This window comes from Streptomyces lydicus, assembly GCF_001729485.1.
In the GTDB taxonomy this organism is placed as follows: domain Bacteria; phylum Actinomycetota; class Actinomycetes; order Streptomycetales; family Streptomycetaceae; genus Streptomyces; species Streptomyces lydicus_D.
Genome location: NZ_CP017157.1, coordinates 7,865,812 through 7,887,660 on the forward strand (window position 1 = coordinate 7,865,812; position 21,849 = coordinate 7,887,660).

At 70.2% G+C, this 21,849-nt stretch carries 20 protein-coding genes, 1 tRNA gene and 1 other RNA gene; 5 read left to right on the forward strand and 17 right to left on the reverse strand.

The window, feature by feature from the left end; all coding sequences use genetic code 11:
- Positions 1 to 23 precede the first annotated feature (23 nt).
- Positions 24 to 2,516 (reverse strand): DNA polymerase III subunit gamma and tau, encoded by a 2,493-nt coding sequence (locus tag SL103_RS34075; RefSeq protein ID WP_069572835.1) that lies wholly within the window; start codon positions 2,514 to 2,516, stop codon positions 24 to 26.
- 124 nt (positions 2,517 to 2,640) lie between these two features.
- An RNA gene (ffs, locus tag SL103_RS34080) (signal recognition particle sRNA small type) lies at positions 2,641 to 2,739 on the reverse strand.
- A gap of 132 nt (positions 2,740 to 2,871) precedes the next feature.
- On the opposite strand from ffs, the gene SL103_RS34085 reads away from it, so the two are divergent.
- Positions 2,872 to 2,959 (forward strand) — tRNA-Ser (locus SL103_RS34085).
- An 80-nt stretch (positions 2,960 to 3,039) separates the two neighbouring features.
- Here SL103_RS34085 and SL103_RS34090 read toward each other — a convergent pair.
- The 14 genes from SL103_RS34090 to SL103_RS34155 form a co-directional block, all read right to left on the reverse strand.
- Complete coding sequence (locus SL103_RS34090) at positions 3,040 to 4,299, reverse strand: tyrosine-type recombinase/integrase (RefSeq protein WP_069572837.1); 1,260 nt, start codon at positions 4,297 to 4,299, stop codon at positions 3,040 to 3,042.
- Between the two features lie 8 nt (positions 4,300 to 4,307).
- Entirely contained in the window at positions 4,308 to 4,547 is a 240-nt protein-coding gene (locus SL103_RS34095) for a helix-turn-helix domain-containing protein (RefSeq protein ID WP_069572838.1), read from the reverse strand.
- Positions 4,548 to 5,021: 474 nt separating this feature from the next.
- On the reverse strand, positions 5,022 to 6,497 hold the full coding sequence (locus tag SL103_RS34100) for an ATP-binding protein (RefSeq protein ID WP_069572840.1): 1,476 nt from the start codon (positions 6,495 to 6,497) through the stop codon (positions 5,022 to 5,024).
- Positions 6,498 to 6,499: 2 nt separating this feature from the next.
- Positions 6,500 to 7,372 (reverse strand): bifunctional DNA primase/polymerase, encoded by an 873-nt coding sequence (locus SL103_RS34105; RefSeq protein WP_069572842.1) that lies wholly within the window; start codon positions 7,370 to 7,372, stop codon positions 6,500 to 6,502.
- 83 nt (positions 7,373 to 7,455) lie between these two features.
- Positions 7,456 to 7,758 (reverse strand): hypothetical protein, encoded by a 303-nt coding sequence (locus tag SL103_RS34110; protein ID WP_164492934.1) that lies wholly within the window; start codon positions 7,756 to 7,758, stop codon positions 7,456 to 7,458.
- Positions 7,759 to 7,767: 9 nt separating this feature from the next.
- Positions 7,768 to 8,331: a hypothetical protein gene (locus SL103_RS39080; RefSeq protein WP_244304108.1), complete on the reverse strand. Its 564-nt coding sequence runs from the start codon at positions 8,329 to 8,331 to the stop codon at positions 7,768 to 7,770.
- 7 nt (positions 8,332 to 8,338) lie between these two features.
- On the reverse strand, positions 8,339 to 8,542 hold the full coding sequence (locus SL103_RS34120; protein ID WP_069572846.1) for a hypothetical protein: 204 nt from the start codon (positions 8,540 to 8,542) through the stop codon (positions 8,339 to 8,341).
- A 237-nt stretch (positions 8,543 to 8,779) separates the two neighbouring features.
- Positions 8,780 to 10,930, reverse strand: a complete 2,151-nt coding sequence (locus SL103_RS38150) for a hypothetical protein (protein ID WP_069572848.1) — start codon at positions 10,928 to 10,930, stop codon at positions 8,780 to 8,782.
- A 106-nt stretch (positions 10,931 to 11,036) separates the two neighbouring features.
- On the reverse strand, positions 11,037 to 13,061 hold the full coding sequence (locus tag SL103_RS38155) for a hypothetical protein (protein WP_164492935.1): 2,025 nt from the start codon (positions 13,059 to 13,061) through the stop codon (positions 11,037 to 11,039).
- 85 nt (positions 13,062 to 13,146) lie between these two features.
- On the reverse strand, positions 13,147 to 13,482 hold the full coding sequence (locus SL103_RS34135) for an RRQRL motif-containing zinc-binding protein (protein WP_069572851.1): 336 nt from the start codon (positions 13,480 to 13,482) through the stop codon (positions 13,147 to 13,149).
- Positions 13,482 to 13,781 (reverse strand): hypothetical protein, encoded by a 300-nt coding sequence (locus SL103_RS34140; protein WP_079146130.1) that lies wholly within the window; start codon positions 13,779 to 13,781, stop codon positions 13,482 to 13,484. The genes SL103_RS34135 and SL103_RS34140 overlap by 1 nt, the downstream gene beginning before the upstream one ends.
- Positions 13,778 to 14,788, reverse strand: coding sequence for a DUF2637 domain-containing protein (locus tag SL103_RS34145; RefSeq protein ID WP_069572852.1), 1,011 nt, complete (start codon positions 14,786 to 14,788; stop codon positions 13,778 to 13,780). The genes SL103_RS34140 and SL103_RS34145 overlap by 4 nt, the downstream gene beginning before the upstream one ends.
- A complete protein-coding gene (locus SL103_RS34150; protein ID WP_069572854.1) occupies positions 14,785 to 15,321 on the reverse strand; it encodes a hypothetical protein in 537 nt (178 codons plus the stop codon). Before SL103_RS34150 ends, SL103_RS34145 begins: the two co-directional genes overlap by 4 nt.
- The gene (locus SL103_RS34155) at positions 15,318 to 15,581 is read right to left on the reverse strand and encodes a DUF6284 family protein (protein ID WP_069572856.1); all 264 of its coding nucleotides are present in this window, start codon (positions 15,579 to 15,581) and stop codon (positions 15,318 to 15,320) included. Before SL103_RS34155 ends, SL103_RS34150 begins: the two co-directional genes overlap by 4 nt.
- A gap of 808 nt (positions 15,582 to 16,389) precedes the next feature.
- On the opposite strand from SL103_RS34155, the gene SL103_RS34160 reads away from it, so the two are divergent.
- A complete protein-coding gene (locus tag SL103_RS34160) occupies positions 16,390 to 17,397 on the forward strand; it encodes a regulator (protein WP_069572858.1) in 1,008 nt (335 codons plus the stop codon).
- On the opposite strand, the gene SL103_RS34165 is transcribed toward SL103_RS34160, so the two are convergent.
- Entirely contained in the window at positions 17,381 to 18,175 is a 795-nt protein-coding gene (locus tag SL103_RS34165) for an NUDIX domain-containing protein (protein ID WP_079146131.1), read from the reverse strand. The two genes, SL103_RS34160 and SL103_RS34165, sit on opposite strands and share 17 nt — an antisense overlap.
- A 763-nt stretch (positions 18,176 to 18,938) precedes the next feature.
- Here SL103_RS34165 and SL103_RS38160 point away from each other — a divergent pair.
- The 3 genes from SL103_RS38160 to SL103_RS34175 all read left to right on the forward strand — a co-directional run bounded on the left by SL103_RS38160 (position 18,939) and on the right by SL103_RS34175 (position 21,422).
- Complete coding sequence (locus SL103_RS38160) at positions 18,939 to 19,118, forward strand: hypothetical protein (RefSeq protein ID WP_164492936.1); 180 nt, start codon at positions 18,939 to 18,941, stop codon at positions 19,116 to 19,118.
- Positions 19,119 to 19,427: 309 nt separating this feature from the next.
- Entirely contained in the window at positions 19,428 to 20,468 is a 1,041-nt protein-coding gene (locus tag SL103_RS34170) for a helix-turn-helix domain-containing protein (protein WP_069572859.1), read from the forward strand.
- A gap of 354 nt (positions 20,469 to 20,822) precedes the next feature.
- On the forward strand, positions 20,823 to 21,422 hold the full coding sequence (locus SL103_RS34175) for a DUF3800 domain-containing protein (RefSeq protein WP_208870009.1): 600 nt from the start codon (positions 20,823 to 20,825) through the stop codon (positions 21,420 to 21,422).
- Positions 21,423 to 21,849 lie beyond the last annotated feature (427 nt).

Genomic DNA, 21,849 nt, shown 5'->3' on the forward strand with positions numbered 1-21,849 from the left:
TCCGCGTCTCGTCGTCCGCGTGCTCACTCATTGGTGAACTCCTCCACGACCGTGGCGCCCAGCTCGCGAACGATCAGGTCGTGGCCGCTGAGCGCGGAGTCGACGAGGTCGGGGTCGTCCTCGGCCGGCATGTCGTACTCGATCGACATCGGCGGGGGCTCGGGCGGGGTGTACGAGGGCTCCGGCGCGGCAGCGCCCGACCCGCCGCCGGCCGACGCGGACGGCGCGACGGCTTCCCGTGCCATCCGGGCACCCTGGCCGCCGCCGGTGCCGCCGCCCTGGCCGTACTGACCGCCACCGGCCGACGGGGGCGCCGGCGGACCGCTGTGCTGAGGCGGCGCCTGCGGTGCGGACGGCGCCGGTGCGGCAGGCGCCCCGCCGAAGCCGCCACCGCCGCTGCGGGGGGCACCGCCGGCCGGCGGGTTGGCGCCGCCCGAGGGGTCGACGATGGCCTCGACCCGCCACTGCACCTGGAACCGCTCGGCGAGCACGTCCTTGAGGACGTCCTCGCTCCCGCCGTTGGCGAAGCTGTCGCGGGCCCCGGCGTTGGGGAAGCCGATCTGCAGGGTCGTGCCGTCGAAGCCGGAGACCTGGGCGTTCTGGCTGAGCAGAATCCAGGTGAAGCGCCGGCGGGCCTTGACCGCGTCGAGGATGTCCGGCCACATCTGCCGCACCTGGGCGGCACCCTGCGCCGCCCCCGCCTGGGGGGTGGGCGCCACGGGCGCGGGCGCCCCGGCCGCCGGCTGCGCGGGCTGGGGTGCGGGCGCATTGGCGGCCGGCCCGCCCGCCGGCGCGCCCCCGCCCTGCGGCCCCTGACCGCCCTGTCCACCCTGTCCGGGCGCTACGGCCGTCGGCCAGCCACCGGGCTGCCGCGCCGCGCCGCCGTTGCCCACGGCACCGTTGGCCGCGCCGCCGGCACCGGCTCCTCTGCCGGCCGCGCCGGGCCACGCTCCGGGCCGCGCGGGCGCGCCGCCCGCAGGGCCTCCCTGGGTCCCGCCCGCGCCCTCCGTACCCGGAGCGGCCGCGGGAGCCGGCGCACCGGCCCCACCGGTCTCCGGTGCGGCCGGTGCGGTCGGTGCGGCCGGTGCGGGGACGGGTCCACCGGACGGCGCCCCGGCCGCGGGCGTCCCCGCGGAGGAATTTCCTGCCGGCGCCCCGGCACCGGCCCCGCGCACCGCGGCACGCGCGGCCGCCGGACCGGACGGGCCCGCGGCCGGCATCGGCGGATGCGCCTCCGGCCCCGGCACGTACCCGGCCGCGGGCCCACCACCGCTCACCACCGGAGCCGGCCCGGCGCCGAGGTCGCCCCCGGCTCCTCCGTGGCCGGCCGGCCCGCGTCCGGCCGCGAGCGCCGCGCCCGCGCCGCGCTCCAGCCGGTCGAGCCGCGCCTGCACCGACCGCTCGTCGTCGTACGCCGCGGGCAGCAGCACCCGCGCACAGATCAGCTCCAGCTGCAGCCGCGGCGAGGTCGCGCCGCGCATCTCCGTCAGCCCCGTGTTGACCAGGTCGGCGGCCCTGCTGAGCTCCGCCGCCCCGAAGACGGACGCCTGCGCCGCCATCCGCTCCACCACATCCGCCGGGGCGTCGATCAGCCCCTTCTCCCCCGCGTCCGGCACCGCCGCCAGGATCACCAGATCCCGCAGCCGCTCCAGCAGATCGGCCACGAACCGCCGCGGATCGTTACCGCCCTCGATGACGCGGTCCACCACCTCGAAGGCCGCCGCCCCGTCCCCCGCGGCGAACGCCTCCACCACGGAGTCCAGCAGCGACCCGTCGGTGTATCCGAGCAGGGCGGTCGCCATGGCATACGTCACACCGTCGGCACCGGCCCCGGCGAGCAGCTGGTCCATCACCGACATCGAGTCACGCACCGACCCGGCGCCGGCCCGCACCACCAGCGGCAGCACCCCGTCCTCGACCGGGATGTCCTCCCGCCCGCACACCTCGGCGAGGTACTCCCGCAGCGTGCCCGGCGGCACCAGCCGGAACGGATAGTGGTGCGTACGCGACCGGATCGTCCCGATGACCTTCTCGGGCTCGGTCGTGGCGAAGATGAACTTCAGATGCTCCGGCGGCTCCTCGACGACCTTCAGCAGGGCATTGAAGCCCGCCGAGGTCACCATGTGCGCCTCGTCGATGATGTAGATCTTGTACCGGCTGCTCGCCGGCCCGAAGAACGCCTTCTCGCGCAGCTCACGGGCGTCGTCCACGCCACCGTGGGACGCCGCGTCGATCTCGATCACATCGATCGAGCCCCGCCCGTTGCGGGCCAGGTCCACGCACGACTGGCAGGTACCGCAGGGAGTGGGAGTGGGACCTTCCTCACAGTTCAAGCACCGCGCCAGGATCCGCGCACTGGTCGTCTTGCCACAGCCGCGCGGCCCACTGAAGAGATACGCGTGGTTGACCCGGTTGTTCCGCAACGCCTGCTGCAGCGGGTCGGTCACGTGCTCTTGCCCGATGACCTCGGCGAAGGTCTCGGGTCGGTAGCGGCGGTACAGCGCAAGGGACGACACGCATACGACGATATCGGGCCCCACTGACAACCGGCCCGCCCCCGAACGCCCGGCCGCTCCCCCGCTCCCGGCTTCCCCCGGGCGCGGGCCCCTGCCCAGACAAAAGACCCCGACCCCGTCCGCCAACGCAAGCGCCCCCCACGCACCCGCCAGAGCCGACCTACCCTTGCTGCCTTCCGGCCCTGGGGGAGTTCAGTCAGATAGCGCCACGTGAGGGGCTGCGCACCACACTAGCGGATCCCCCACCCAAGAAACGAACCCACCTCCCCCTCTCCACCCCCGCTCACCCACCGACCACCCCCCTCCCCCGGATCATGTTCGCGAGCACTCCCCAACGTCTTGTATTGTTTGCGGCGGAGGATTCGCCTAGTGGCCTAGGGCGCACGCTTGGAAAGCGTGTTGGGGGCAACCCCTCACGAGTTCGAATCTCGTATCCTCCGCCAGTGCTCTCACCGGGCACGATGTCGAAGGGCCCCACCGTTCGCGGTGGGGCCCTTCGACGTGCGCAGTCTCATCTACAGTCTCAACGCACTCCGGCGGAGCCGCCCGAACCGTCGTCGGCGACGGGCTTGGCCACCTCCCAGATGAGACCGCCGACCCGCTGTGCCACGTCGGCCAGGATTCCGCCCGTCACGTGCTGGTACCGAGCCGCCATCGCCGTGGACGACCAACCCATGATCTGCATGACCACGCGCTCCGGCACTCCGAGGATGAGCAGCACCGTGGCGGCCGTGTGTCGAGCATCATGCAAACGGCCGTCGCGCACCTTCGCGTCTGTGAGCAACTGCTTCCACACGTCGTAGTCGGTGCTGGGCATCAAGGGCTGGCCGATGGGCGAGGTGAAGACGAAGCCCGTCTCATGCCACTCCTGTGCAGCCCGCACTCGCTCGCGCTCTTGCTCCTGCCGGTGCAGCTCCAGAAGCCGAGCCAGTTCGGCGGGTACCCCGATCACTCGGCGGCCGGCACGCGACTTCGTGTTCGCCGTGTCCTCGTTCTTCCTGATCCGCTGCTTGCAGTAGCCGGGCTTCCGCCCGCACTCGCCTCCGCAGCCGTGGAGGTACTTCGGGCGAAGCCGGTTCTTCCGCACCCGCAGGATGCCCGCATTCAGATCCACGTCCGACCAGCGCAGGCCCAGCGCCTCCCCCTGCCTCAGCCCCAGGGCGAGAGCGATGGACCAGCGGGCGCTGTTCCGGAGCTTGGCCGCTTCGGCAAGGAGACGCTGAACCTCCTCGATGTCGTACGGCTCGACCTCTTCGTCCTCGATCCGGGGCGGGACAGCGAGCATGGCGACGTTGCGGGTGACGTGGCCGCGCCGCATGGCGTGGTTGAGCGCCGTGCGGATCGTGCGGTGGGCCTGGTGCGCGGTGGCGGGCTTGCTGCCGCTGGCCAGCATCTTCGTGTAGAAGCGCTCCAGGTGTTCCGGCTCCAGCTTGTCCAGCCGGTGAGCACCGACGCCGGGGACCAAGTGCACCCTGACGGCCACCTCGTATCCGGCGTACGTGTTCTCTCGCACCGACGGTTTCGCGATCTCCTCCACCCAGTGGAGGAGCCACGCCTTCACGGTCCACGGGCGCCCCGGCTTCCGGACCTTCCCCGCATCGCGCTGCTTCTCCAGCTCACGGACCTTCTTGATGACTTCCGCTTCACTGATCTTGCTCATGACGTGGCGACGATCGGGCCGGCCGTCATCCCGGACTCCGACGGTCACCCGGCCGTGCCAGTAGCCGTCCTTGCCGAAGTAGATGGACGATGCCCCATCAGGGCGTTTGGCGCGCTTTCCCATGACTCTCCTTACGCGGCGGACTTGGGGCGGGAATGCATGTGGGCGTCGAGATAGGCGCTGATGGCCTTGACGGGAACGCGACGGAGGCGACCAATGGGCACGGTCTCCACGGCTCCGTCGCGGATGAGGGCGTACATCGTGGTGCGCCCGACGCAGAGGCGGCGGGCCGCCTCCTCGACCGTGAGCGCGAGGAGTGTCGGGTCGAACTCGACTTCAGCGTCCGACACGAACACTGCGGTGGTCGTCACGGATCAACCTCCTGGGCGGGGTTCCGGCGATGGCGGAGGAATCTCAGGTGGCCTGTGCTGTCCGAGGTGCGCATTTCTGCGTCATCGCGTCACGCACGTCATTTGCGGCTCTGACCTGCGCTTATGTGGTGACGCGGGCAGCTCGGGGCGTGTCACGGGGCGGGGCGGAGTTCTGTCACCCGTGACGCGGGTGACGCGGGATGACACAGGTTTTGCCGTCTGCGTCACCGCTGTCACCGCTGGCCAGGGGCCGGGTTCAGGTGGCGGGTGACGTGAGTGACGCAGGATCTCTTCTCTTAGGAAAAAGAGGGGTGGTGTCTGTGGTGGTGCGGCGCGGCTCAGGACGTGAAGAAGGAGCCGCTTCGCGGCGCGCCTTGCGCAGCGGCGGCAAGCCGCCGGAACAGCAAGAGGAGCAACGCGTGCGGCGCGGGTTGCTCCTCTTGCTTGTTCAGTGCGGCGCCGTGATGGCGCGGGTCAGAACGCCGCTTCCTGCTGGTGCGGGGGCAGTGTCGCGGGGCGGGTCATCTCGATGTAGCGGGCGGCGCTGGTGCGGCCCCAGTCGATGAGGACGCCGCGGGCGGCGAGGGTCGGCTGGAGCCGCTTGAGGCGGTCGGAGAGGACCTTGCCGGTGGTGGGCCAGCCCTTGGGCAGTGGACGGCACTCCTCGCCGCTGTAGAGGCTTGTGAGGCAGTGCAGCCACTCCGAGGACGTCATCCGGACTTCCGTACCCGCGTCGAGTCCGGCCGCGTGGTTCAGAACCGTCTGCGCCAGCAGGTCACCTTCAATGACGTCGTCGTTGAGGTCATCGAGGCTGGCCCGGTACGCGGCCAGCGAGCCGAAGCCGGTAGCCGCATCGAGCTGCGCGCACAGGTGGGCGAAGTCCGCCATCCGCAGGTCCGTGGGAGTCTCCGCCTGCGCGGCACGCACCTTGACGGTCAGGTCCAGCAGGGAGCCAAGCACGGCCGGCAGGATCTCCGCGTACTCCGTCCACAGCTCTGCCTCGGTTCGCCGCACCCGGGGCCGCACGAGACGGAGCGGCAGGAGGCGTTCGGCGAGGTCCGGGCGGATGACGCCGACGTCGATACCGGTCAGGAGCATGGGGCGCCGGTAGCGGGAGCGGACGACGTCGCCGTCGGTGAACAGGGCGCGCTTGATGCTCTCGGCGCCGGTCACGATGCAGCACATGAGGTCGGACAGGTCCGGGGGCAGGTGGGAGAGGTTGTCCAGGGCGGTGACCCATCCGGCGGCGACGGCCGTGATCATGTTCTCCTCGTCCTTCGGCGCCCGGCGCAGGTCACCGCTCATCCCCTCGATGATCCGCACCAGCATCCGGCCGCCGGTGGACTTTCCCGCACCTTGGGGGCCGGTGAGGAACGGGGCGGGCACGGGCACGGACGGCTCCAGGCAGCCGATCAGCCAGGCGATGGCCAGGCACTCGGTCTCTGCGCTGGCGAAGTTGCACAGGCGCAGCAGCAGGTCGATGCCCTTGCCGTTGGTGTCCTTTTCGGGCAGGGGGAGTTCGCCGGTGAGCTGCGTGCGCCGCCAGCAGACTTCCTGCGGGTCGGGGGTGCGAATGTCCCAGCCGGTGGGGTGGATGCGGACGGACGTGCCGTCGTCGCGGCCCAGGTCGAGCCAGGTCGCACCGTCAAAGCCCGGGGCGACGCGGATGTGGGTGGGCTGTACGTCCTCGGTCAGTGCGAGTGCTTCGATCAAGTCCAACGCCTCCTTGAGTGCCGTGCCGTTGAACACGCCGGCCCCGTCCCTGTACAGGCCGACCATGAGTTCCTGACGGTGGCTCCCGGTCGTGCCCTGGGAGCGGATGGGCCGGGCCACGGGGTGGCTGTTCTTCTGCGCGTAGACGGTGCCGTCGATGGTGCGGAAGTACCGGAAGTGCGCCTGTGCGTAGTCGGTGATGATCTGGCGGGCCGGCGTCTTCTCGTCCTCGGACACGGCTACATCCCCAGTGCGGTGCGGGCGTTGGTCCACGCGTCGGTGCAGTGCCGGGGGGATTCGCCCTTGACCTGCGCGGCGGCGAACAGCCGCGCGATGTGCGTCTCGGTGAGGCAGCCGCACGGGCCATGGGCGGACAGCACGGCGAGGAACGTCCGGTAGACCGTCGTGTGAACCGCACTCCGGGCCTCGGTGATGCGCTGCTCTGCCATGGCAATGCCACGCTCCAGGTAGGCGGGCGTGCGATGACGGCACTGCCCGCCTCCGGCGAGCGCGGGCACAGTGACGCCAGGCTGTGCAGGCCGGACCGCGGAGGGCTTCTTCACGGCCAGCGCGCGCACGGCGTCGGGCAGATCGGTCATGGTGCCGGTTCCGGGGCCGAGCCACCTTGCGTAGGACATGAGCGACTTGAGGTCGACGCCGTCACGGACGTCGTTCACCGAGCGCATGGTGCCCTGGTAGATCCAGTGCTCGCCCCGGGTCGTCGGTACCGTGCGGGTGGCGGGGAGGGTCTCACGGGCCCATGCGATGGCTGCCGCGTCGTCCAGGTCGACCACCGTCAGCCCCGCTCCACCGGGGTGGTAGGCGACGGCTGCCGCCTCACGCCACGCGGATGCCCATGCTGGCGAGGTAAGGACGCAGGGGTCGGTGGTGGCTGCGGCCCAGGCGTGGCAGACGCTGGCGCACAAGCAGGGGCCGGCGTTCTTCATGTTCGGCCGGCCGCCGCAGGCGTTCCCCTTGCATGCGCGGCAGTTGCCGAACGGGACCTTCCCCGCCCGCAGGGGCAGGGGCGGGATGCCGCGGGCGGCCAGGGAGAGGGCCGTCCGCAGATACTCACCGAGGCGGTCTCGCCGGATAAGGACAGGTTGCGTCATGCTGGATGTCTCCTCTTCATGCTGGAGCTGGAGACCAGGGGCGGCCCGATTCATTGGCGTGAGAGGGGCCGCCCCTGGCCTGTCTAGAAGGGCGGTTCGTCGCTGTAGCCGCGGTTGCTGCGGCGGTAGCGGGTGGTGTCGGCCCACTTGGGGAGCCAGATCGTCACCAGCGACAGGAACGGCGCGCAGGCGCAGTCGACGAAGTTCGGCTCCTCCGGGTCCGAAGCGCTGCTGGTCATGACGCAGCCGTAGCCCGCGCAGATGCGGCAGGTGGGGTCCGGGTTGCGGTGCAGGCCGAGCATGGGGCGCGGGCCGATCGGCCGGCCGCCGACGGGGTGGGAGTACCAGGCGGAGTGGTAGCGCAGGGTCAAGCGGGGGCGTCGCATGCGGTCCTCTCAGCGGTGGTTGATGGTTCCGTTGGCGCGGCCGAACCATCCGGTCGCGGTGATGTGCTGGGTGATGTGGGGCCGCTGTGCGGCGGTGATGCGGGCCCGGACACGGCCGATGGCGACGGCCGCGGCGGTGCCGCCGACGGCGATGGCCGCGACGGCGGACCACAGAACATGGCTGACGGCGATCAGGCCGGGGGCCGCGGCCGAGAGACCGACCGCGGCGACCGCGATGCCTCCGCCGACGGTCGGGGCGAGGAGAGCTGTGGTCTTGGCCCAGGTCGGGATCGGCTGAACGGTCGGCGCCGCCGCTGGGAGCGGTGCCGCAGGCGTGGCGGCCCTTTCCTGCTCGCGGTCGCGGATGTGCTGCCACAGGGCCGCCATGTTGGCCGCGTCGTCCGCTGGCCGCCCCGGCGCCACCGCGCCGGTTCCGGCGGGTGGGGCCTTCGGGGTGGGCTGGTTGGAGGTGTTGAGCAGGTTGGTGGTGGTGTCGTCGTCGAGGAGACGGCAGATGTAGGTGTGGTCGAGCAGGTCGGAGATCTCGGTGTAGGTCCATGGCGTCAGCGTCATGACGGTCCTATCCGAAGGAGTGGCCGAGGCTGGAGATACCGGTGGCGAGGGTGGAGAAGAAGGCGTTGATGGCGGGGGCGGCGCCGCTGGCGGCGAGGAAGTAGCCCAGGCACGCCGCGGTCAGAGCGCCGCCGACGGGCAGGTAGCGGGAGCGCAGCATCACCGCGGTGAGGAGGAGAGCGAGGACGAGTCCGCTGATGGAGAGAACCATGGGCGTCACTTTCTGTAGAGCGACAGGCGGGCTCGGCGTGGGAGTCCCACGCCTGAAGAGAGAAGGGCCCTGGAAGGCCGTCAGACGGCCTCCGAGGGCCCCGTCGGGGACGTTTTTTGTGGGAGTCCCACGCCCACACATGCAGGTCAGCGACCACCACAGGCGTGTGGGAGTCCCACAGGCTGTGGTGGGAGCTGTGGTGGGTGGCGTGTGGGAGTCCCACACGCCACCCACCACTCACGCGGCGTGATGGTTGGCGTAGGCCCGGAGGGCGGCGGCCAGGGTCTCTTGCTGGTAGCCGGGCTTGGATTCGTTGTCGGCTCCGGCGCGGACGGTGCCCTTGCCGGGCCGCTCGATGCCGACCGCGCGGAGCAGCTTGCCCAGCTCGGTGCCGAGCAGCAGAGGGTCCATGTTCAGCCGGGTGGCGAGGTCGGCGGTGTGGATCCGGCCGCCGGCGGCGACCACGTGCTGGTGGGCGTCGGCCAGTAGCCGCGGGACCGGGTTGGTGAGGTTGCCGGCCTGCTCCAGGACGCGCCCGAACTCCGCCCGGATCACCTCCGTTCCCTCTCCGCCCTGCGGGGCCGGGGCTGTCTCGGTGGCGGTCGCGGCCGGTGCCTTCAGCAGCGAGGCCAGCGCGTCCGAGCCGAAGCGAGCGGGCCGCTCCCCAGCCGGACCGCTGGTGGCCGGCCGCGGGGCGCCGGAGTTGCGGGGCTGGCCCTTGCCGGTGAGCGGGAGGCCGTTCACCTCATCCAGCGGCGGCCGCAGGATCTCCAGCTCGGTATACGGGAGCGTGGCGGGGCTGAGCTTCTTGTCCTTGTACAGCCGCGGCAGGATGCGGCCCCAGCGCGATGCGTAGTACCGGCCCGGCGCGGTGTCCAGCGAGATCGCGTCCACCGCCGGGCGGCGGGCGGCGAGCTTGGGGGAGATGGTGTTGATGACCTTGGGCTTGATGCGGAAGCACTTGAACGGCGTCGGCTCGGAGTCGACATCGTCCTCGTCGGGGGCGGAGAGGAAGCCGGAGCCCTTGTGCGCGGCGGCCTTGGGGTTCAGCCGCGTCCCGCCGGTGGGGAAGAGGTGGTTGAGCTCCTCGGGGTCCGACACGCGCATGCCGATCCGCACCCGGGACTGCTTCTTCATCGCCGCGGTGATGACGTCCTGGGTGGCGCGCAGCCCGGAGATGACGGTACGGACGCGGGCGGCACGACCGGTGTCCACCACCGTGTCCAGCTTGGTCAGGATCTCGTAGGGCAGCTCGGCGATCTCGTCGACCACGATGATGATGGCCGGGACTTGCGGGCTGACGGGGATCTTGTCGTCGTCCGCGTCGTGCATCAGGTCCTGGTAGGCGGCTTTGCGGGTGTTGATCGCCGCAATGGCCACGTCCAGCATGATGTGCGCTTCTTCGATGGTGTCGGCGGTCCAGTCGATCAGCGGCCGGTCGACGGTGCCGTCGACGGCCCAGGAGCGCAGCCAGGGGAGGCTGATGCCGGCGCCGGTGACGTCCAGGTGCCACACGACGGCGTCGACTGTGCGCAGGAGTTGGCCGTTGGTGACGTTGATGGTGTTGGACTTGCCTGAGCCGGTCTGTCCGATCTCCAGCGCGCACACGTCGGTGAGGGGGAAGTCGGCGGGTTCGGCGTCGGGCAGCAGGCCGAGCTGGATGCGCTGGTAGATGCTGGTCTCGGTGACGTCTTCGGGGAAGTCGATGGTCTCGGCGAGGACGTCCTTGGCGGTGACGCGGATGAGGATCTGGCCGTAGACCTCGCCGTCGAGGATCTGGATGCTGCCGCCCTTGGGCAGCTTCAGGTCCACCGCCAGCTTGCGGATCGCATCTGCGGGCAGTTCCGGGGCTTCGGAGGGCATCAGGACGCGGACGGTGTATCCGACGTCCCCGGCCCAGGGCTTGACGCCCTCGATCTCGTGGCCGTCGAGGCGGAAGAGGCGGTGCAGGCGCTCGTGCCAGTCCTTGGCCTGCCCGTTGGCCCACTTCTGCAGCCGCCGGGAGGCGCGTTCGGTGCGGGCGGTCTCCTCGGCGCGGACCAGGCCGCGGGCGAGCGTAATGCCGACGGCGGTGCCGGCCGCCCACTTTCCCGTGGTCGCCCAGGTCAGCACCGTGTGCTCAGCCAGTGCCACGGCGGTCCAGCCGCCGGTGGCTAGCCATCCGGCGCAGCGGGCGGCGCTGTGGCCGTGCGGGCGGCGCTGATAGAGGTCGGCCCCGGCCTGGGCGGCGGCGCCGGCCGCGCCGACCAGCAGGGCGTAGGAGGCGGGCAGGCCGGTGGCCGCGCCGACCGCGGCGGTGCTGTAGGCGCCCCCGGCGATCAGGGCCGCGGCGGTGGCGGGGGTGGTGCCCCAGGACCAGTCCAGGGCAGGGACGTTGCTGGAAGCCATGCGGTGAACTCCTTCGGCGAGCGTTGCCGGAAGTCGAGGGGGGAAGGTCGTGGGCCGGACGCGCAGCGGCGCCCGGCCCACGGGAGAAGTGCTGTTCAGGGGCGGCTCAGACGTCCCACATGCCTTCGGCCTCGACGCCGTTGCGCGGGGCTTCGTGCCGGGCGATGTCCGGGGCGTGCAGGCGCCGGAAGTTGGGCATCAGGTCCTGCGCGGCCGAGGCGGCCTTGAGCAGCAGGGTGTGCACGTCGGCCAGGGCGTCGACGATGGCCTTGTCGACGGGGTACTTCTCGTTGCTGCGCACCTGCAGCAGCTGGACCGCGGCGGCGACGTTGTCGATGCCGGTGGGGATGCCCTCGAACTCGGCGGCGACCTGGTTCATGTGGCCGGGCTCGTAGCGGGCGTAGACGTGGGCGATGTCCTGGGTGACGGCCACGAAGTGGGAAGGCTGGCGCTGGTCGAAGCTGCCGTCCTGGCGCCGCTCCAGGATGTTCCACATGTGCTCGCCCGGCCGCGGCTCCTCATAGCGCCGCAGGTCGTGCTCGTGGACCTTGGCGAACAGCGGGCCGACCTCGGCGGCCTTCTGGGCGGCCTGGTGCAGCAGGGCGTAGACCTCGGCGACCAAGTCGGCCATGCGGGCATCGGCCGGGTACTTGTCCGCGGTGTTGATGGCCAACTGGCGGATGGCTTCGCCGGTGGAGGTCAGGCCCTCGGGCAGGCCCCAGTACTCGGCGGCCACCGCCAGCATCATCGGCGGCTCGTAGCGGGCGTACGCCTCGCGCATGCCCTCGGTCTCCAGCTGGAAGACGGACACCAGATTCCCTCCGAAGTGATCAGACGGCCAGTCGAACGCGCTCTTGGTGCGGCGGCCGGGTTCGGGAAAGTCGGTCAGGACATCGGGGCGGACCGCGTCGGCGTACTTCGCCTTCGCTCGCCGCATGAGCTTGAGAAACACCCACTTGGAGACCGTCACGGACCAGCGGGTGAACCGGGCGCCCCACTTCTTGCCGTTGCGGGGCGCCAGGCGCAGCCAGCGGAAGAGGCCGCCGAAGGTGGCGGCCACGCCGCGCAGCAGCAGGCTGGGGATGTAGACCAGGGCACCCAGGGCGCCGGCGGCCAGCGTGGCGCCAGTGGTGCGCAGCAGGAACGGCACGGCCGCCTTCCCCTTCTTCGCCAACTCCCGCCGCGCCGAGCGAATCCGCTCCCGCAGGCGCTGCCCGGAGGGGGAAGAGGCCAGCCCGGCCGTCTTGCGCCCTACCGCCGACAGCCCGCGAGCAGCTGCACGGGCGGCGCGACCGGAGGCGGCGGCCACCGTGGACCGCACCGCACCCCGCGACCCGCCAACAGCAGCCGACTTACCTGAACTGCCCTGCAGCCCACCAGCCCCGCTGGCGGATGTACCGCCACCTCCAGACGCTCCGTTCCTGCGGCGGGCAAGGCGGTCCAGCAGGCCCCGATTACCGCCCGAACCACCCACCGATCCGGCGACGGGGCTGGTGTGACCGCGCTGCGCGCTGCTTGCACCTTGCGCGGCCAGGCCCGCACCGCCGGATGAGGCGCGCTGAGCGCGGCCCTTGGCCCGCGACAGCCCGCCCGCGCCCCCCGAACCTAGGCCGCCGTGACCGCGCTGCCGGCCGATCCCGGACGCGCCGTGGCCAGTACCGCCGCGCGGCCCGCGGAACCCTCCAGACAACGAGCCGCCGCTATAAGCCCCGGAGCGGTGCGGACGTGCGCCGCCGACGCCGAGCGCCCCAGGCGAGCGGCCTGCGCCGCGGGCACCGTGGCGGGAGGAGCCGGGCGTGCTGCCTGCCCGCCGTGCGCGGCGAGCCTTCTGTACGGCGGCACCGGCCCCGGCCAGCGCCGTGGCGCCGACAACTACCCCGGCCGTGGTGATCGTGCCGACCAGTCCGGTCGCGGAGTACAGGGCGGCCGCCCCGGTGGACAGTGCCTCGGCGCCAAACACCGCGGCCGGCAACACCCGCAGCCCCGGCCCGGAGCGCGCTCGGGTGGCCTTCTCCGCCTCGGTGGCGGGGTGGGTGAGTGTGAATTCGATCGGCACCGCCGTGCCGTCAGCGGCCGTGACGGTGGCGGTTTCGAGGGAAGAGGTCGTGGCCTCAGTGGTGGTGTCGGACACTGGTACAGCTCCTTCGGAGTGCGAGAGAGCGCCCCGGCCGGGCCCTGGAAAGCGGGCCGGGGCGCTCTGCGAACGGAGGGTGGAGTCATGCGGCCAGCGCGGGAGCGTCTGCGCAGGGCACACACATGCCGAGTGAGGTGGGGATGACGTAGCCCGCGTCCTGGCGGCAGCGCGGGCAGGTGCGGCGGGCGGTGTTCGCTTTCTCCAGCGCCGCCCACTTCGCCGGCGTCATGGGACGGACCGGCTTGGCCCGGTCAACGCGGTAGAGGTAGGCGATCAGCGGTGCGCGGCGGCGGCGTGGCCGCTCCAGTTGAGCGGCCACGCCCTGACCGCCGGGGCGCAGACCGTGCGCCCGCAACTGGCGGGCGGTGGCGTAGCCGTCCGGGGCCAGGTGCCACCGGAACACCGGCAGCGCACCCATCACGAGTTCCGTAACGCGCGGAGTTCAGCGCGGCTGAGCTGGTCGGCCCGGGTGCGGGGCGAGGTGGTGTCCCACGGGAAGGGGCGGATGCCGTCCGCTGCGGTGAAGACGCGGATCGCGGCCCCCGGCAGGGCGTCGGGCAGGGCGTAGACACGGCCGCCTTCCAGCGATGCCAGTAGCCGGGCCGCGTGATGCTCGCAGCCCGAGGCGCCCTCGTCCCCGGCGTCCAGAACCGTGACGGCCACCGGTCCCCGGCAGGTGGTCGGGTCCTCGGGGTGAGCCGCCGGGCAGCGCGTCACGAGACTCCTTCCAGGGCCCGGGAGGTGACCGTGGCGGTGGTGTCCCGCAGTTCCTGGTAGCGGCTGGAGACCCAGCCAATGGACCAGCCGGTCAGCTCGGCCGCGGCCCGCACCGGCAGCTCGGCCGCGAACGCGGCCTGCACGGTCGCCCGGGCCTGCTCCTCCGGCAGCTTCTGTGCGGCCGGCCCGGCGGCAAGGAGCACCTCGCGTTCACGCGCGGCGTGCTCCTCGCGCTGCTGGCGTTCACGGCGTTCACGCACAAGGCGCTCCTGCCGCTCGCGTTCACGGCGCTCAGCGGCCTCGCGTTCACTGCGTTCACGCTCGCGCTGCTGCTGTTCACGCTCGCGTTCACGGCGTTCACGAGCCTCCCGTTCCTCTCGTTGATGGGCGGCGGCTTGCTCGCGCTCCTCACGCCGCAGGCGCTCTTCGCGCTCGGCCTGTTCACGGGTGAGCTGGGCTTCATGCTCGCGCTGTTCACGCGCCAGCGCGGCCGCGTGTTCCCGCTCCTCCTTGCGCTCGCGGCGGGCGGCTGCTTCCCGCTCACGGGCGGCCTGCTCGCGGCGCTCACGCTCGGCCTGCTGCTTGTCCTCCAGTGCGCTCACCGCGCGGGTGATGGCCCGGCGGTAGGCAAGTCCGGTCTCTGCGGTGACGATCAGCAGCAGCGGCGCGACCGCGTGGACAGCGACGCCCACCAGGTCCTTGTTCAGGGCGGAGTCGGCGACGTTCAGGGCCAGGGTCATGGCGCCGGTCATCCACCGCAGGGCGATGGGCCACCGGCCGCCGTGCCCGCCCAGGCGAGCCAGCACCGAGTCCAGACGGACCACGATGACCACCGCAGCGTCCACCACCAGCGGCAGGATCGGCGCCGTCCACACCCACCCGCCCGGGGTGTGGGAGGCCATCAGCGGGGTGACGGTCAGGATCGAGTAGAGCACCGCGCCTCCCACGATCAGCCACGTGCCGACCGACAGCGCGCGCTCGGCTGAACGCACTTGAACACCGTTCACGCCGCACCCCCCGACGGCGCGACCGCGGGGGCGGCCACGCTGCGGAAGTGGTCGCGGGCGGCGTCGTAGATGAACGGCACGCACCGCCACGTGACCGCCGCTGCGGGGCGTTCATCGGCCAGGCGCCAGCCGTTCAGCGGGGCGCCGAGGGTGGCCGCATAGGCGTAGGCGGTCGGCTTGTCGGGGTGGATGCTGTGCGGCTCGCCGTAGTAGAGCAACAGCACCACGGACGCGTCCACCGGCGGCTCGCTCAGCTCCTCAAGACGCCGCGCCATGGCGGCCAGCTCCTCGCGGGCTTGGGTCAGCTCTGTGGACGTGTCCTCCAGCACCGACTGAAGCAGCCGGGCGCCCAGGTCCGCGGTCGCGGCGTCCTTCTCGGCTGCCTCGGCGCGGGCGGTGAGCGCGAACACCTCCCGGATGTGGGAGCTGTAGGCAGCGTCGGCTTGCCCCTGCACCTCACAGGTCCGAGCGCGGGCGGCGTCCGCGCCGGCGGCCAGGCGTGCGAGACGGGTTCGGGTGACGAGTCGGATCATGCCGCACCCCCGGTCTGCGGGGCGTTGCGGTTGAGCAGGTTCCGGCGGGCGGCGAGCACCTTGCGGCGGGCCCGGCGGAGACGCCGGGCGTCCAGCTCGGACGGCGCCCGGTCGAGGAGCGCGATACGCACGTCCAGCAGCTCCACCTCCGCGTAGATGAGAGGCATCTCGACCTCGATCGCATCCAGTTCCGCGGCCGTCGGCCCCTGGTCCAAATCAGCGGCGGTAACACCCGCTTGAACAGCAACGATGTACTCCATCGGGTCGTGCTCCCTTCACAGTGGGACGGCCTGGAAAGCGGCCCCGGGATGCCCCCCGGGGCCGCGCGCCGTCGTGAGGAGACCTCTCGACTTGAGTGCACGAGCGGTCACAGCCGCCCGGCATCCCTGCTGCTGTGCAGCGATGCCGAGGACTGTGAGTACTGGTACTTTTTCGCCTTGATTCGGGCGGCGGTGGCCCGGCGACACTGGCCCAACTGCATGCCCTTGCAGGGCGGTGTCGCTTCCTAGAAATCCAGGGCCTTAAGGCCCCTCACCCGCCTTTGGGAGCGGTTCGCCGGCGTCCGGGATGTGACCCCCATCTGCGTAGGTCCAGGGCCTAGAGATCCCTGCTTTGACCTCCCGTTTTCAGGTCCGGGTGACCGTATGGGCAACTTCCCCTGTTGTTGCGCAGGTCGTACTGAAGTGCTCTGCGCACCGTGTATCGGCGTCGACTCCACCATCTGGTGCGCACCAGTAGGTTCACATCTGGTGCGCACCAGAGTCAAGAGCCTTCGCCGCTTCGAGCGGCGATTGCCCCCTCGGTGCATCTCCAGGAGACGGCTTGAGGTGGGGGAGTCGGTAGCCAACAGGGCTTAACTCCCTTCCTGTTAACCCCTGTTGACCTGCGGCGATGTGAGGCATGCTGGGTAGGTCAGTGAGTGGACCTATCGCCGGGCGGTGGCCTGTGGGCACAGGACTTCGAAGCGCGCGAACGGCGCGTGGCTGGTCTCAGGAGCGACTGGTTCGCGAGATCGAGCAGTACGCCCGACGGCACGTCACTGATGTCGCGTCGACCGCGAGTTTGCGTGTGTACGTCTCCGAGTGGGAGAACGGCAAGCGCACCATCTCCAACCGCTACGCGGCGATCCTGCGGCAGCTCCTCGGCGTCACGGATGCAGAGTTGAGGGGCGGCTTGGTCGTCGCGGCGCCGACGGTGGCCGACGGGTACGACGAGCTGCTCAGCAGGATTGACTCGGCCAGCAGCGTCGGCGCATCCATGGTGAAGACGTTCAACGACCAGACCGAGCTACTGCGGACCATGGACCGGCAGATGGGCGCGTCCGGACTCATCGACCAGATGACGGGGCATCTCGCAGCCCTTGAAGATGCGCTGAACTTCTCTGTCCTCCCGAGCGTGCGCCGGCCCGTGGCCGTCGCGCTCGCAGGGGCGTCGACCCTCGCCGCGTGGCAGGCGATTGACGTGGGATCGGTCGAACGCGCGTGGCGCCACTACGAACTTGCGAAGCGTGCTGCGCGCGACGCTGAGGACCCGATGTACCTTGCCCACGCGATGGGTGAGCAGGCGTATGTGCTGTGTGAAGCGGGCCGGGCGGCGCTCGGTCTCGACCTGGTACGCGATGCTCAACGCACTCTCGGTCAGGGCGGCTCGCCCCGGCTCTGGGCGTGGCTGTACGCAGCTGAGGCGGAGTTGTGCGCCCACGCCGGAAGGCCGGACGAGTGCCGACGCGCTCTCGATGCGGCCGTGGCGAATATCCCGCCGGGTGCTGAGGACCGTGACCCGGACATGCTGAGCATCTTCGTGAACGACAGCCATCTGGCCCGGTGGCGCGGCAACATCCTTGGTCTACTGGGTGACGACGAGGCGGTGACCAGCCTGTACGCGGCGTTGAACGTTGTCGACCCGACTTTCGTTCGCGCACAGGCCGGACTCCACACCGACCTTGCGCAGGCTCACCTCGCCCGTGCCGAGTACGACGCCGCGGACACACACTTGCGGCAGGCACGACTGTTGGCGAGCCGCACCGGTTCCGTGCGTCAGCGTCGTCGTGTGGACCTACTTAGCGCGCGACTGTAACCCCCGGCTTGCCACGGCTTGCGAGGATGTGCAGCAGGCCGACGAGAGTGCCGGACCCCATCAGCTCACCCCGCGCCATGAGCCCTGGGATGTCGGACAGCGGTACCCACTCGATGTGGCCGGCCTCTTCGAGGTCTGTTGGCGAACTAACTTGCTCCGCTCCGTGTCCAACGAAGATCTCGTGGGGTGAGTCAACCATCCCGACCATGGGCTGGTACGTGACGATGTGCTCAACAGACTTCGGTCGCCAGCCGGTCTCTTCCACGACTTCCCGCAGCGCGGTGTCCGCCGGGTCCTCCCCTTCGTCCACGATGCCACCCGGGAGCTCCCACCCCCACTGCTGCGGGACGAAGCGGTAGCGCCACATCATGAGTACGCGGTCCCGGTCGTCCAGAACCGCAGTAACGGCGACGTGGTGGAGCTTCACCACGTGATGCTCGAAGCGCTCTACACCGGGCGGTTCCACGTCCCAGACCTGGAGATTGACCCATCGATTGTCGTAGAGGTCCCGCTTGCCGTGGATGCGCCACGGCTCCAGCCCTTCGGGCGTCTTGACGCTCACGGCGCCGGGTACCCGGTACGAACTCCGACCGTAGACCTCCAGGGCACCTTCGGACACGAGTCGGACCAGTACTTGCCGAAGTGCGGTACGGCGGATGCCCAGCTCTTCGTCTTCTTCGAGCTTCCGTTCTGAGGGGATCTTTGCGCCGGGGGCGTACTCGCCAGACGCGATCCGAGCGCGGATCACCTCGTAAGCCTTCGTCGTCTTCGGTCCCATCCGTGGAGCACTCTCCGTTCTCAGGTGGTGCGTACCAGGGTAGTGGGCAAGACGCACGCTGCCTCCAGTCGTAGATGGATGGAAAACCCAGGCGAGATTTCAAGATCAGGGCGACACGTGGTCGGTGTGTCGCATCGACCTCTTGCTCCGTCGCCGTGCAGGCGCATAGGGAGGACGGCGAGGCCGGCACGGCCCCGGTCCCTACCGCCCTCGTAGGCGAGCCGCTGCTCGTACCTCCACCCTCCGACGGGAGAACCGGCGCTGCACCTGCAGGTTGGTCGCCGCGGGACGCGCCATGCCGTCACCGCTACTGCTCGCAGGGTGTGGCGCGGTGGCCTGCTGGTGGGGGCGGGACGGTGCCGATCGTGGGGCCTCGGATGGTGACGCATCTTGAGAGGGGGCCTTTCACCTGCGGCGTTGCTCAGAGGGAGCGATGGCCGAGTTCCGTCACATACCAAGATCACCACGTCAAGAGACGGGAAATTCGGAAAGCGATCCGAATATCCGTCCCCCCCGCGACGGAACTGTCCGAAAACGGGGGGAATGGGTGGCAGATGGCGGCTTTTGCCGAATGGCATTTCGACTGGGTGTGTTACTACGCTCACGGAGCGCGAGCCCATTCCCTTTGCCGAGGCCCGGACTCGCGCTCCACTTCACTACGAGCAAGGAAGTGCCGATGCCGACATTCCCTAGTCGTTTCAGGATCAAACACTCCGCGCGTCGATCCGCGAGTGACACTAACAGCGGCCCCTACGGCGTGAACATGCCTGGCAACAACGCCGGCGTTCCCGGCAACTGGCCCGCCCCGCCGGCCCCCGCGGCCCTGCCCGCGCCGCCGCTCCTCGTCCTCACCCCGCCCGAGGGCACCTTGTCACAGGTATCGCTGCTGGTCACGGCCTTGGTCTGGGCCTGGGCTCTTTGGCGAAACCGCCCCGCCGACTAACGCACCTGAGGGAGCGCCGGCTGACCCGGCGTGCCATCGATCTCTGCGAGTTCCCTACGGAACAGACGGAGATCTCCCGTTTCTGTCACGAATCCCTGGGGCGACGAAACCCCTTTCGTCGCCCCAGGCCCGGGGCTTCAAGGACTTCACGACATGCAGGGATACTTTCCGCCGCAGGAACACTGCGCGCACTGCGGCAACCAATTGAAGGCGCAGCGCACCGGCCGGCCTGGCGAATACTGCGGCACCGCGTGCCGCCAAGCCGCTCATCGTAAGCGCCAGCGCGAGAACCACACCCCCGATACCGCCATGCTCGATGCCGAGCTGGCTCTCTGGACCAAGAGCCTGGAGAGCGAGGTGCTCCGTCTCGCCGCGGCCTTGGAAAACCCTGACGCCCAGGGTGAAGAGCCCCTGACCACGCTGATGCGCATCCAGCAGCGCGTCGAAAAGCTCCGGCCCGCCCTCGTGGCCCGGGCCCGCTGCCGCGGAGTGTCCTGGACCCGGCTCGGCCGTGTACTGAACCTGAACAAGGACACCGTCCGCCGCAAGTACCACGACGTGGACCGCATCGTCCGCGGCATCGTCCGCCCGCGCGCCACCCCGGCCCCCACCGCAGACGACGACGGTGACTCACCCCGAACACCCCCGCCTTCCGCCGGCACCGAAGGTGTTCCCGTCATCGAGCCACCCCCGACCGACCAGCTTGCCCCCGTCCTCAGCAAACTGCAGCGGGCCTCCCAGCTCACCCTGCGCGCCTTGGGCGAACGCGCGAAGATCTCTACCAGCTACCTCTCACGCATCCTCAGCGGCGAGCGTTTCCCCGACTGGAACACCACCGCCCGCATCGCCCGAGCCAGCGGTGCCGACCCCTCCGTCCTGCGCACCGTGTGGGAAGCGGCCCACCAGCAACGCGACCACCGCCAAGCCCCCCACAGCCTCGACTCCGCCCTGCGCTACCTCCACCACCGCGCCGGCGCCCCCAGCCTCTGGTCGATCGCCGTCGCCTCCGGCGGCAACCTCGACCAGGACCTCGTCGCCGCCGTGTTGGACGGCAGCGTCGTTCCCGACTGGGAGACAGTTCGCCGCCTGGTCCTCGTCCTGGATGGCGAGCCCAGCTTCTTCACCCCGCTGTGGGAGAAGGTCAGCGACCACGTCACCGAACCCCCGACACCGCGCATCCCCACCACGCCCCAACACCCCCGCGGCGCACACCTTGAGGAGATGCTCCACGCCTTCAGAGAGACCCTCACCGAGGAGCCGACCAGCCCGGCTGGCACCGCCATGCGCACCCGTCCCATGCCGCGCCCCATCCCCGCCCTTAGTACCTTGGCCACCGCCCTGGGAACTTGACGCCAAGAGGTCCAACTTGCCGAGAACGTCGACCAGGAGGCCCAGCGGTTGACCAACGGCGACGTCTACAGGAGTTCAGCAATCGCCCTGCTGCTGCATGGCTTTGAGGCTTGTCGCCAGCTCTGTCTGCTGATGCATCCGCCTTCGAGGAAAAGGGGGATGCATGGCGTCGCCAGCTCGTAGAATCCTGGTGGGAAGATGAAGTTCCCCCCGGACCGTCCCGGCTCCTCCGACGGACAGCCTTCGGGCTGGTCAACACCAACGCCGTTAAAACGGCGGCTGTCTGTTGCTGTCTTCACAGGCTTGAGCGCCTGCAGGGAGTGGTAGTGACCGCCGTTGCACGAGGAGCCGTCCGTGATTCCGTCCCCGCGTTCGACCGGCCAGTCGGCTTGGTCTGATGAGTCCTTCCAGGAGAAGGACTCTGCCGGCTTCTACGTGATAGCGGCTGCTGTCGTTGATTCCGATGCACTACAGGACGCTCGCGAGCTCATGCAGTCTCTGCGCGGTCGTCGGAACACTGCGAAGTCGCATTGGACAGAGATGGATGCGCGGCAGAAGGTCCGCGCAGCCCAGTGCGTTGCGGGCATCGATGGTGTTCACGTCGTGACGATCGGTTCGCCGGTGCCGCCCCGCAAGCAGGAGCGAGCCCGCAGCAAGTGCCTGAGTCGTCTGGTTGCGGAGCTGTACAGCCTCGGCGTCGACCGTCTGTTCATGGAAGCCAGGGAAGCGCAGCTCAACAAACGGGACATCCAGACTGTGCAGAGCGCGCGTTTTGTGCTTCCTAAGGGTGCCGATTTCCGCATTGAGCACGTCCATGGCGGCCAAGAGCCGCTTCTGTGGGTTGCCGACGTTGTCGCCGGCGCATGCCGTGCCCGCCAACTGGGAGAGGACGCCTACTGGGCGGCTCTCCACGCAGTTGTCCTGGAGGTGGAAGTCCCCACCGACTGTCGCTGAGCGGCTCAGAAATGCGCCGAGCCAGGCTCCCGGTCTGCCCCAGGTCACCTGGCTCCACTTCTGAAGGTCCGCGACCCTCAGCGACTCTTAAGACTCTACCCGTTCTGGCCCCGGGAGGCCACGTTCTGAGCCCAGTCTCAGCACGCTGACGGGCTCCGTCGACGCTGCACCACCCACCCCGACCCAGTGGCCAGCCACTTCGCCGAATTTCGAACATGTGTTCTGAGCTGATGAATCCGCCTGCGGGGGCTGGCGGCACCTGGCCGGGCGATTGCGCAGGCCCAGGGCTCGGAGAAGTAGCCGGGTGGGTGGCGGTGGCGTCGCAGTTCGACTGCACTGGCCCAAGCGAGTTGCCGGCGCCAGGGTGCATGTGAAGGCGTCGCCCTCGGTAGCCGCGGGCCTAGGCTCACGATCAGCAACGCCTTGT